The sequence below is a fragment of the Lactobacillus helveticus DSM 20075 = CGMCC 1.1877 genome (assembly GCF_000160855.1).
GTDB classification, from domain to species: Bacteria; Bacillota; Bacilli; order Lactobacillales; family Lactobacillaceae; genus Lactobacillus; species Lactobacillus helveticus.
Map to the genome: position 1 here is coordinate 134,813 of NZ_GG700753.1, position 10,138 is coordinate 144,950.

9 protein-coding genes and 1 pseudogene are annotated in these 10,138 nt (G+C 36.7%); all 10 read right to left on the reverse strand.

What is annotated here, in order from left to right:
- A partial coding sequence (locus HMPREF0518_RS04285) for an aldose 1-epimerase family protein (RefSeq protein ID WP_003626490.1) occupies window positions 1–898 on the reverse strand: 898 nt, incomplete at its 3' end.
- A gap of 152 nt (window positions 899–1,050) precedes the next feature.
- Window positions 1,051–2,454, reverse strand: coding sequence for an ATP-dependent protease ATPase subunit HslU (hslU, locus tag HMPREF0518_RS04290; protein WP_003626491.1), 1,404 nt, complete (start codon window positions 2,452–2,454; stop codon window positions 1,051–1,053).
- A gap of 10 nt (window positions 2,455–2,464) precedes the next feature.
- Window positions 2,465–2,989 (reverse strand): HslVU peptidase proteolytic subunit, encoded by a 525-nt coding sequence (hslV, locus tag HMPREF0518_RS04295; RefSeq protein WP_003626494.1) that lies wholly within the window; start codon window positions 2,987–2,989, stop codon window positions 2,465–2,467.
- Window positions 2,990–2,997: 8 nt separating this feature from the next.
- On the reverse strand, window positions 2,998–3,906 hold the full coding sequence (xerA, locus tag HMPREF0518_RS04300) for a site-specific tyrosine recombinase/integron integrase (protein ID WP_003626495.1): 909 nt from the start codon (window positions 3,904–3,906) through the stop codon (window positions 2,998–3,000).
- Entirely contained in the window at window positions 3,906–5,222 is a 1,317-nt protein-coding gene (trmFO, locus tag HMPREF0518_RS04305) for a methylenetetrahydrofolate--tRNA-(uracil(54)-C(5))-methyltransferase (FADH(2)-oxidizing) TrmFO (protein WP_003626497.1), read from the reverse strand. The genes xerA and trmFO overlap by 1 nt, the downstream gene beginning before the upstream one ends.
- 21 nt (window positions 5,223–5,243) lie before the next feature.
- Window positions 5,244–7,358: a type I DNA topoisomerase gene (gene topA, locus HMPREF0518_RS04310; protein WP_003626499.1), complete on the reverse strand. Its 2,115-nt coding sequence runs from the start codon at window positions 7,356–7,358 to the stop codon at window positions 5,244–5,246.
- 71 nt (window positions 7,359–7,429) lie between these two features.
- The gene (dprA, locus tag HMPREF0518_RS04315) at window positions 7,430–8,278 is read right to left on the reverse strand and encodes a DNA-processing protein DprA (RefSeq protein ID WP_003626500.1); all 849 of its coding nucleotides are present in this window, start codon (window positions 8,276–8,278) and stop codon (window positions 7,430–7,432) included.
- Window positions 8,279–8,338: 60 nt separating this feature from the next.
- Entirely contained in the window at window positions 8,339–9,091 is a 753-nt protein-coding gene (locus HMPREF0518_RS04320) for a ribonuclease HII (protein ID WP_003626502.1), read from the reverse strand.
- Window positions 9,081–9,932, reverse strand: coding sequence for a ribosome biogenesis GTPase YlqF (gene ylqF / locus HMPREF0518_RS04325; RefSeq protein ID WP_003626505.1), 852 nt, complete (start codon window positions 9,930–9,932; stop codon window positions 9,081–9,083). Before ylqF ends, HMPREF0518_RS04320 begins: the two co-directional genes overlap by 11 nt.
- Window positions 9,933–9,955: 23 nt before the next feature.
- Window positions 9,956–10,138, reverse strand: a pseudogene (locus HMPREF0518_RS04330) (cation:proton antiporter); the annotation flags it as partial.

Sequence of the window (10,138 nt, forward strand, 5' to 3'; positions counted from 1 at the left end):
ATTCTTCAGAATCTGCATCTGAATGGAAAGTCATACTAAAACCAGCTTGAAATTCCTTATTAGGTTCCAAATGATTCATACCATATTTATGTTCTAATTGACCATCTGCATCATCTCTGTCAGCAATTCCCCACCATGGCTCAATACATACGTAATCAGCTGTCTTAGGATATTGTGACCAAATACCTACAAATGGAGCATTTCTAGTCCAAACATTGATATGGAATTTACTCTTGTCAGTTCTAAGTGATACCTTATTGTCATGTCCATGTAATTCATAAATTAAGGCATCATTCTTAAACAATTCATCACTTAAGGAAATAAAGCTATCCGTTGATGCTAATGAACGGCTATCCCAATCAAGAGATGCATTCTTTAAAGGTATTTGCACACGAGCTACAGATGGATGCATATCAAAGAAGTAGTCTTCCTTTTTTTCATCCTCTTTAATTGGCAAGTTAAATCCTGGGTGACCACCTACGCCAAAGATCATAGTATCATCAGATTTGTTCACAACGCTAAAGTTTTCTTCCAGCAAATTATTCATCAAATTATAATTTACTCTAAATTCAAATTTAAATGGATAAACTTTACGAGTCTCTTCATTATCCTTTAATAAAAAAGTGATACTTTCTTGAGTATGGTTTTCAACTTCAAATTTTGAATTTCTAGCGAAACCATGTTGTCCTAAATGATAAGTCTTACCCTTATAAGTATATTCATCGCTCTTAAGTCTACCTACGATTGGGAAAAGAATTGGTGCATGTCTTCCCCAAATTTTTGGATCGGCTTGCCACATAAACTCTTCACCAGTATGAACACTTTTAACACTTTGAATCTCAGCACCGATATCTGAGATTACAACCGTAATCATATTATTTTCAATAGTATAATCCATAACTTAATTTGTCCTTACTTAGCTTATTTAATAATATTAAAAATTATAATGTAATCGCTTCGATTACTTATATTTTAACATTAATCGCTAAACAAAACAGATGCTTTTAACAAAAAACAGCTGGAAAATCCAGCTGTTTCTCAATTTATGAATTATAAAATAAACTTAGTTAAGTCCTTATTCATGATAATATCATGTAATTTTTCTTCAACGTATGCTTCGGTAATGGTAATCTCGCCCATTTCCATATCAGGACCTTCATATAAAACATCTTCAAGCAATTTTTCAAGAATAGTTGAAAGACGTCTTGCACCGATATTATCTGTACCTTGGTTAACGTCAAAGGCAATTTGAGCAATCTTATCAACTGCTTCTTGAGTGAAGATCAATTTAATACCATCAGCTTTCATTAAAGCAATATATTGCTTAAGCAATGAATTTTGAGGGTCTTTCAAGATTTTGACAAAGTCGTCCTTAGTTAAAGCATTGAGCTCTACTCTAATTGGAAAACGACCTTGAAGTTCTGGGATCAAATCGCTTGGCTTGCTTTCAGCAAAGGCACCAGCAGCAATAAACAAAATATGATCAGTAGAGACAGGACCATACTTAGTATTTACAGTTGAACCTTCAACAATTGGCAAAACGTCTCTTTGTACACCTTCACGAGAAACTTCACCAGAATTACGCTTATTACCAGCAATAATTTTATCAATTTCATCGATAAAAATAATACCGTTGTTTTGACTTCTCTCAATAGCACGTTGATAAATAGTATCATAATCTACCATCTTGCGTGATTCTTCCTGAATCAAGACTTCACGTGCATCGCGAACAGACAAAGTACGCTTAACCTTCTTCTTTGGCATAATGTCACTAAGCATTGAACCCATGTCCATTCCCATTTGTCCCATCATGTCACTCATTGGGTTGGCCTTAGGAGCTTGTTCAACTTCAATGGTTACTTCACGATCTTCAAGCAAGCCTTTGTTTAGCTTTTCAGCTACATCCATACGCTCATTTCTAACTTCATCAGTTACTTCTTCTTGATCGTTATTTTGATTATTTGGATTTGCACCGCCCATTAACATTGACATCATGTCTTGCATTTGTTGCATCTGGTTTTCACGCTTTTCGCGTTTAACGCCTGGAGCGAGCAAACGAACTAACTGCTTATTAGCTTCTTTAGTAGCTTGTGGCTTCACACGTGCAAATTGATCCTTTTCTTCCATGCGCACAGCTTCGCCTACTAAGTCACGAACCATTGATTCAACATCACGACCAACGTAACCTACTTCAGTAAACTTAGTAGCTTCTACTTTTACAAATGGAGCTTCAACAATTGAAGCTAAACGACGTGCAATTTCAGTTTTACCTACACCTGTAGGACCTGCCATCAGCAAGTTCTTAGGGGTAATTTCGTGTTGCATTTGCTTAGACAATTGCATTCTACGGTAACGGTTGTAAAGAGCAATTGCCACTGACTTTTTAGCTTCATCTTGACCAATAATGTATTCGTTTAAGATCTTAACTATTTCTTTTGGTGTTTTAATAGCCATTTCTTACTCCTTAAATTTCATCAGTAACAATATGATCATCAGTAAAGACGTCAATACCTGAAGCAATTTTTACAGCTTCATGTGCAATTTCATCTGCTTGCATATCATTTGCATGACGTGTCATTGCGATGGCTGCAGCTTGAGCAAAATTACCTCCTGAACCAATTGCTACAACATTTTCATCTGGTTCAAGCACTTCACCATTACCTGAAATTAACAATAAATCTTTTTCATTAAATGCAATTAACATTGCATTTAATTTTTGCAAAGTTGGGTCTTTACGCCATGCTTGAGCCATTTCAACGGCTGCACGACGGAGATCACCATTATATGCTTCAAGCTTGCCTTCAAGCATGTCTTGCAAGCTAACAGCATCTGCAACACCGCCAGCAAAGCCGATAATTACACGATCATGGTAAATACGACGAATCTTACGTGCAGTTGCCTTTGCAATTACTTTTTCACCTAAAGTAACTTGACCATCACCTGCAATTGCAGTCTTTCCATTAAATCTTACTGAACAAATTGTTGTCATATTAAACCTCAACTTTCTTTATTACGAGGGAAGTATTTTTCATAATCTGATTTTAAATGCGCCATTGTAACATGCGTATAAATCTGAGTAGCAGATAAACTGCTGTGTCCTAACAATTCTTGGACACTACGTAAATCTGCTCCATTATTAAGCATAGCGGTTGCAAAAGTATGACGCAACTCATGAGGGTGAACTTTTCCACTTATTCCCGCCTGATTAAAAGTCTTCTGCATCACATATTCAATTCCACGCTTGCTTAAGGGGTTGCCCAAATTGCTCAAAAAAACATGTTGCTCAGTCTCATCTTTTAATAAATTGGGCCGAGCATCTTCAAGATATCTAACCAGAGATTTTTTAGTATGATCATCAAAAGCAACATAGCGATCTTTATTGCCTTTACCATGGACTAAAATCGTTTGTAAGTTTAAATCAATTTGACGCAAGGTCAAATTGCTAACCTCGCTTACACGCATCCCTGTAGCATAAAACAATTCAAACAAAGCCAGATTACGCATCGTCAAAGGTTTGTTACCTTTCAATGAGTCAAATACCTGCTTAAGCTCATTTCCAAAAAAAAACTCTGGCAGCTTTTTCTCCCCACGTCTAAGAGTAATTCCCTGTGTAGGGTCAATTTTAATAAATTTTCTGCGCGTTAAAAAGCGGAAAAACGAATGCAGACTCGACATTTGTCGCGCTTGACTGCTACGTACTAATTTACGATCAGCTAAATTCTGCAAATAAATCTGAATATCTCGCTCTTGCACATTTTTCCACCCATCAAAGCCACCATTTTCTTGCCAAAACTTTTTAGCTTCTAATAAATCGGTTTGATAAGAGGAAATTGTCAATTCACTGTAATGTCGCTCATTTTGCAAATAAGAAATAAAATGAGTTAATTCATCCTGTTTTTCTGTCATTAATCTAAAACTTCCGCTTTAAATTTATCGATGCTTTCAATGCCACGTTTACTAATCTTTTCGTGACGTTCGCGCTTCTTACGGATCTTCTTACCTTCCCAAGCAGGTAAAAGTGCAAAACTAGCATTCATTGGTTGAAAATGCTTAGCACTAGTAGTGGTAACGTAATTTGCCATTGAACCTAATGCAGTATCCTTAGGAAAAGCAATTGGCTCTTCACCTAACGCTTCACGAGCAGCATTAACTCCAGCTACTAACCCACTTCCGGCACTTTCAACATAGCCTTCAACACCTGTCATTTGTCCAGCAAAGAACAATCCAGGACGTTTTTTAGCTTCATAGCTGGCAGTCAATACATCAGGAGAAGCCATATAAGTATTTCTATGCATTTTGCCATAACGAACAAAACGAGCATTTTCAAGCCCTGGAATCATAGAGAAGACTCTCTTTTGTTCACCATATTTCAAGTGAGTTTGGAAACCTACGATGTTGTACATTGAAGCGGCAGCATTATCTTGACGAAGCTGTACAACTGCATATGGTGTTTCACCCGTATGAGGATCTTCTAAACCTACTGGTTTAAGAGGACCAAACAGCATTGTCTTAGCACCCCTAGCAGCCATAACTTCGATTGGCATACAGCCTTCAAACACATCGTTTTTCTCAAAGCCATGCAATTGCGCGGTTTCTGCCTTAATTAATTCACGAGTAAAGTTCTCATATTGTTCCTTATTCATAGGACAATTTAAATAGGCAGCCTCACCGCGATCATAGCGTGACTTTTTATAAACAATATTCATGTCAATTGAATCAGCAGCCACAATTGGAGCAGCGGCATCAAAGAAATGCAGACTATCTGTACCAGAAAATTTTTGAATTTGTTCAGCTAAAGCATCACTGGTTAAAGGACCAGTTGCAATGATAGTGATGCCATCTTCTGGAATTTCAGTAATTTCTTCTTCATGAACTGTGACATTATCTAAGCCACGCAAAGTATCAGTTACGTATTTACTGAAACTATCACGATCCACTGCTAATGCACCACCAGCAGGAACTTGTGTCTTATCAGCGGCTTTCATAATTAATGAATCAAGATGACGCATTTCTTCTTTTAAAAGTCCAACTGCATTAGACAACTGATTAGAACGCATAGAATTCGTACAAACTAATTCCGCAAACTCACCAGTTTCATGTGCAGGAGTTTCTTTTTGAGGACGCATCTCATATAGGTCCACGTGAATTCCACGCTTAGCTAATTGCCAGGTTGCTTCACTTCCAGCAAGACCTGCCCCGATTACAGTTACATTTTTCAGCATTAAATCACCTTATTCTCAATCTTATTTATCTTCATTTTCTTGTGGTTCCTCACGGTAATCGCCATTTGGACACAAGGTTACTGGACCTTTCTTAGAATGTTTTTCTACTAAGAAGTGACCATCATTAGGGCAGTTTCTGCCAATTGGTTTGTCCCATGATACAAAATCACATTCTGGGTAGCGTGAACAGCCGTAGAATTTACGATTTCTACGTGATTTCTTTTCTACTACTTCGCCTTTACCACATTTAGGACAAACTACGCCAATCTTTTTCACAATTGGCTTTGTATTACGACAATCTGGGAAACGAGAACATGCATAGAACTTGCCGTAACGTCCCATTTTAATTACCATTGGCGCACCACAGATATCACAGTTAAATCCAGCCGGTTCATCTTTAATTTGCACCTTTTGAATTTCGCTATCTGCTTTATTCAATTCTTTCTTAAATGGTTGGTAATATTCGTCAACTACGTTTACCCATTGCTTTTTACCGTCTTCAACTTCATCTAATTCATTTTCAAGATGAGCTGTATAGTCTACGTTAGCAATATCTGGGAAAAATTCTTCAACTAATGTATCAACAATTTCTCCTAATTCAGTTGGAACAATTGAACGACCATCTAACTTAACATAATAGCGGCGTTGAATTGTATCGATTGTAGGTGCATAAGTTGACGGACGACCAACACCGTTTTTTTCTAGAGCATGAACCAAGCTAGCTTCAGTATAACGAGCAGGTGGCAAAGTAAAGTGCTGCTTATTATCTGACTTGGTCATTTTTACCTGGTCGCCTTCTTGCAAGTCTGGCAATTCAACGTTCTTTTCTTGTTGGTTATCATAAACCTTTGTGAAACCAGCAAATTTCATTTTTGAACCGGTAGTTCTAAAAATTACGCCATTTTGTACAATATCTGCTCTGACAGTGTCATAAACAGCTGGTGTCATTTCACTAGCCAAGAAACGTGACCAGATCAACTTGTACAAACGATATTGTTCTTTAGTTAAAACATCTTTCAATGATTCTGGTGTTCTATATACGCTAGTTGGGCGAATTGCTTCGTGGGCATCTTGAGCATCTTCTTGATTCTTAAAATGTCTTTGATTTTTAGCAGCAAATTCTGCCCCGTAATTTTCATGCAAGAATTTTGAAGCTTCTTGTTGAGCAACTGGAGAAGTTCGCTTAGAGTCAGTTCTCATGTAGGTAATTAGTCCAACAGTACCTTGTTTACCTAAACTAATTCCTTCATATAATTGCTGTGCGATACTCATAGTTCTACGAGTTCTATAGCCTAAACGCTTATTAGCCTCTTGTTGCATAGTTGAAGTGGTAAATGGTGCAGCAGGTTGTCTGCGACGTTGACGAGAAACAACTTTTTCAACAGTAAAGTTCTTCTTTTTATCGATTTTTGCTAAAACATCTTTAACTGCATCAATGTTTGGCAATTCTTTCTTTTTGCCATCAACACCATAAAAAGCAGACTTAAATTTTTCTTTGTCTTTTGCAAACTCGGCATCAATTGTCCAATATTCTTTAGGCTTGAAGTTCTTGATCTCTTTTTCACGATCAATAACCAGCTTCAAGGCCACAGATTGAACACGACCAGCACTCAAACCTTTTTTCACTTTTGCCCATAAAATTGGGGAAAGTGAGTAACCTACGATTCGGTCAAGAACGCGACGTGCCTGTTGAGCATCAACAGTATCCATATCGATTGTTCTAGGATGCTTAAAACTCTCTTTAACTGCATCCTTGGTAACTTCGTTAAAAGTTACTCGGTTTTTAGCATTCTCATCTAAATTAAGAGCATGAGCAATGTGCCAAGCAATAGCTTCCCCTTCACGATCGGGGTCAGATGCCAAATATACTTCCTTAGCTTTTTTAGCTTCACTCTTAAGCTCTTTAATTGTGTCACCCTTGCCGCGAATAGAAATATACTTGGGCTTGTAATTATCCTCAAAGTCAATTCCCATTTGAGACTTAGGTAAATCACGAATATGACCTTTAGAGGCAATAACGTGATAGTTTCTACCTAAATATTTTTCAATAGTTTTAGCCTTTGCAGGAGATTCCACAATGACTAAAGTTTTTTTATGTTTTTTAGTTTTTGATTTACTTTTTGCTTTAGTAGGCATTAAATGCCTCCTTATTTAAATATTATTTTTTACTTTATACAGTCCAAAGATAAATAATACTTTGGTAATTGTCAAATCTTTTCGTTTTTAAATTTAAAATCAACAATTGGTGTAGCTCCAGCCTCAATTAATTGATTTGGGCCGGCTGATAATTTACTAGTAATTGGCCCAGGGACTGCATAAATGTCTCTATTTTCTTGTAATCCTAAACTTTCAGTAATTAACGAACCAGACTTTTCTTTGGCCTCGGTTACAATAATACTTTCACTCAAACCCGCTAAAATACGATTCCTTTTAGGAAACCTATAGGGCCTTGGTGGGGTGTCTGGTAAATATTCACTGATAATCAAACCGTCGTTTTTAATTTGCTCTTGCAAAGAATAATTTTCTTGGGGATAAGAATGATTTAAACCATTGCCAACTACAGCAACAGTACGGCCATTATTTTTTAGAGTAGCTTCATGAGCTAAAGCATCTACTCCCCTAGCTAATCCACTAGCAATGACTTTATTTTGATCAAGTAAATTGGGGACCAGCCGATTAATCACATCCCTACTATAATGCGTAGGATAACGTGAACCCACAATCGTCACAATATCTTTTTTCAATAAAGATAAATTTCCTTGGGCAAATAAAATCAAAGGCGGCCGATAAATCTGCCGTAGTTTTTCAGGATATTCTTCATCAAAAAAGCTAATCACAATACATTGTCGCCTAATTTGTCTAGTCAGCTTAGCTAGCTTATCATCATTAAAGGCTAAATGACATGCATCTACCAACTTCTCTGATAAATCCATTTCTTTTAAATCATCTAATTCTATTTCTAACCCCGGCTTCATTTGATTAGCAATTGTTAATAATTTTACGTAGCCAACACCCTTTTGCAATTTTAATCTTAATAAAAATTCTTTCTTTTTCATAAAAAAGCCTCCATTACTTAATACGCAAAAAAAGAGACTTTTTTCTTTTAAAATTGAATTTTATTTAAAAAAATCGCTTACTGGAGCAAAAGTTTTACGGTGAATCGGTGTTGGACCATACTTCTTCAATGCATCAATATGCTCCTTGGTACCATAACCCGCATTTCTAGGAAAACCGTATTGTGGATAAATTTTATCATAATCATCCATCAATTTATCCCGAAATACCTTAGCAACAATAGAAGCAGCCGCAATAGAATTTGATTTAGCATCCCCCTTGATCAACTCAATCTGCGGCAAATCTACTGGTACATTCATGGCATCAACTAAAAGTGCATTCGGCTTAACATCAAGAGCTTTAACCGCTTGTGCCATTGCCTGACGGTCTGCCTCATAAATATTGATTTGGTCGATTACTGCTGCACTTTTAACACCAATTCCAACGCTAACAGCTTCCGATAAAATCTTGGGATAAAGCTGCAATCTTTTTTCTGGACTCAATTTTTTAGAATCATTTACTTCTAATAAATCAAAATTGTGATCAATAATTACGGCAGCTGTGACCACTGGTCCTGCTAAGGGTCCACGACCAACTTCATCAACACCGGCAACCAGTTCGTCTTTTTGCCAAAATTGCTTTTCGTATGAAAAGCGCTCTAAAAAGGCTTGTTTCTTCGCTAGTAGCTTAGCTTGCTTTTTCCGATAGCTAATGATCAATTTCTGTACGCCAACGCGAGGATCTTTTTCTAATTCTGCTAATTGATCCTCAGTTACATCAGTCGATAATAATTCTTTTACTTCTTTAATCGTCATTGCTTGGCCTATCTAACGTAATTCTTCCAATTGCTCCCTTACGTAATCGCTGCAACATAAACAATGAAAATCTATCGTAGTCATCGCGCATACCATATTTTTCAGTCATTGCTAAAAGAATATCCGGATCTGACAGATTTTCAATATCTGCGCTATTTAATTTAGAGAATTTAGTCAAATCTTTCAAATAATGCTGGCGCAAATTTTCTAGTACGTATAAAGCTACATCATCAGCATGAAATACACTATCTTTAATCGCACCAAAAGCAGCTAATTTATAGCCTACTTCTTGATCTGAAAACTTAGGCCATAAAATACCTGGTGTATCCAAAACTTGGATATTGTTGCTAGTTCTAAGCCATCTTTGACCCTTAGTTACGCCTGGCTTATTACCGACTTCAGCCACATTACGGCCGACCAAACGGTTAATAATAGTGGATTTCCCGCAGTTAGGGATACCTGCAAGAGCTATTCTAATCGTAGGATTTGAAGCACCTCTTGCCTCTAACTTCTTAGTTTTTTCTGCAGCGGCTTTTTTAACCATTGAAATTAATTTCTGCATATTGGTATTATGCAGTGAATCAATCGCCAAAACATATTTACCTGGTCCACTTAATTTAGCTGACCAATTTTTAGTTAAAACAGGATCAGCTAAATCGGCTTTATTCAAAATAATAATGTGAGGCTTGTTGCCAACCAAATCTTCTATCATTGGATTTCTAGAAGATTCGGGGATTCTAGCATCAAGTACTTCAACCAAAACATCGATCAAGCCTAATTTGTCTTCGAGCTGATTTCGAGCCTTATTCATGTGACCCGGATACCATTGAATTGTTGCCATATTATCTCTTCTTTCTTTTTATACTATTCTTCATCACCTAAGAAAATTACTTCCGCAATCAAAATTTCTCGATATAAAACCAGAAAGCCGTGTCGATACTCTTGTTCCTGCTGAGCAATTTTACCTAAATAATTTCGTTCTTGTCTAAAAGCATAACGATAAACTTCTGCTCTAAACTCTTTTTGATCATCTGTTAATTCTTTTTG

Excerpts from the sequence above, each read along its gene's own strand:
- hslU (WP_003626491.1), bottom strand. The coding sequence starts at position 2,454 with ATGGCTATTAAAACACCAAAAGAAATAGTTAAGATCTTAAACGAATAC.
- hslV (WP_003626494.1), bottom strand. The coding sequence starts at position 2,989 with ATGACAACAATTTGTTCAGTAAGATTTAATGGAAAGACTGCAATTGCA.
- xerA (WP_003626495.1), bottom strand. The coding sequence starts at position 3,906 with ATGACAGAAAAACAGGATGAATTAACTCATTTTATTTCTTATTTGCAA.
- trmFO (WP_003626497.1), bottom strand. The coding sequence starts at position 5,222 with ATGCTGAAAAATGTAACTGTAATCGGGGCAGGTCTTGCTGGAAGTGAA.
- topA (WP_003626499.1), bottom strand. The coding sequence starts at position 7,358 with ATGCCTACTAAAGCAAAAAGTAAATCAAAAACTAAAAAACATAAAAAA.
- dprA (WP_003626500.1), bottom strand. The coding sequence starts at position 8,278 with ATGAAAAAGAAAGAATTTTTATTAAGATTAAAATTGCAAAAGGGTGTT.
- HMPREF0518_RS04320 (WP_003626502.1), bottom strand. The coding sequence starts at position 9,091 with ATGACGATTAAAGAAGTAAAAGAATTATTATCGACTGATGTAACTGAG.
- ylqF (WP_003626505.1), bottom strand. The coding sequence starts at position 9,932 with ATGGCAACAATTCAATGGTATCCGGGTCACATGAATAAGGCTCGAAAT.